Annotated in this window: 1 protein-coding gene and 1 pseudogene; both read left to right on the top strand. The window is 58.6% G+C overall.

Annotated elements, in window-relative coordinates; genetic code table 11:
• Positions 1-226, top strand: a pseudogene (locus tag CKO36_RS19175) (RNA-guided endonuclease TnpB family protein); the annotation flags it as partial.
• On the top strand, positions 217-807 hold the full coding sequence (locus CKO36_RS19170; protein ID WP_242469754.1) for a helix-turn-helix transcriptional regulator: 591 nt from the start codon (positions 217-219) through the stop codon (positions 805-807). The pseudogene CKO36_RS19175 and the gene CKO36_RS19170, both read left to right, overlap by 10 nt.
• Positions 808-1,108: the final 301 nt, after the last annotated feature.

Below are 1,108 nucleotides of genomic sequence, written 5' to 3'. Positions count from 1 at the left end.
GGTTGTGTTGCAGGCTGACGAGAACGCTGCGCGAAACGTTTTAGCCCGATTGACTGACCCGGACATTGAGCGGTTCACCCCGTTCAAACGGGTCAAGGCGATCTTGTTGGAACGGACTGAGCGCCTCCGGTTGGGACTGCTCAACCAGGACTCCAGTTGCTCGCCCGGCTTTAACCGGGTGCTATCAACGGAGAGCGAATTACCGAATATGCACTTTTGCGCATAAAATTCGGAGCAGACGAGGCAGGCACGCTTGTCGGTGGCCGAGACGCGTCCGATTTCTTCCTGCTCGATGCCGGTTCATGCCGCAAGGCCTTGCGGTCGGCGCTGAACATCGTTTGTCTGATGAGCGAATTCCCCCGTCAGCGCCTGTTGCTGCATGCGGCGACGCTCGATTATCTGCATTGGCATCTGGCCGCGTTCCGACCAAACGGCGAGACGAAGCGGCCCTCGCTGCGGGAGTGCCAACAACTAGACCGCGCCCGGGATCTGCTCCTGCACGATCTCAGCACACCGCCCACGATCGCCGAGCTGGCGCGTGCGGTGGGAATGAACCAATACAAGCTGAAGGTCGGTTTCAAGAAGCGTTTCGGATGCAGCATCTATGCGCTGTTTCAGGAAGAGCGCATGCAGCGGGCGCGTCACCTGCTTCAGTTGCACAATGTGACCGAGACCGCTGTCATCTTGGGATACACCAACATCAGCCACTTCAGCGCTGCATTCCGTAAACAGTTCGGTTGTCTGCCCAGTCGGGCACGTCAGCAGGAGAGCAGTGGCCTGCCCGAATTGCTGTCGGCGTGCGCCTGACCGGGGGCTTGCGGTCTCCGCGTCGCCTAGTAGCCGTCCATGGACTATTTCCCGATTTGTTTGGTCTGATTTTGCCTTGATCAGCCCGGTAGCGAAGCGGCGCAGGCGGGTGATGCTTTCGGGTCCGTGCCCGGTGCGGATGGTGCCGCGATCCTCATCCCAATCCCAGTCGAGCAGGGTGCCGCCTTTCAATGATGTCAATCATGAGCCATGCTTAGCCCATCATCCAAATGCAGAAAGAGGGCTTGGCCATAACAGCGCAACTCATTAACATCGACGGTCATCAGGCGACTTTTCAAGT

It is taken from the genome of Rhabdochromatium marinum, from assembly GCF_016583795.1.
Lineage (GTDB): Bacteria > Pseudomonadota > Gammaproteobacteria > Chromatiales > Chromatiaceae > Rhabdochromatium > Rhabdochromatium marinum.
The sequence above is the reverse complement of the archived record's forward strand: the minus strand, read 5'-3'. Positions and strand labels throughout refer to the sequence as shown.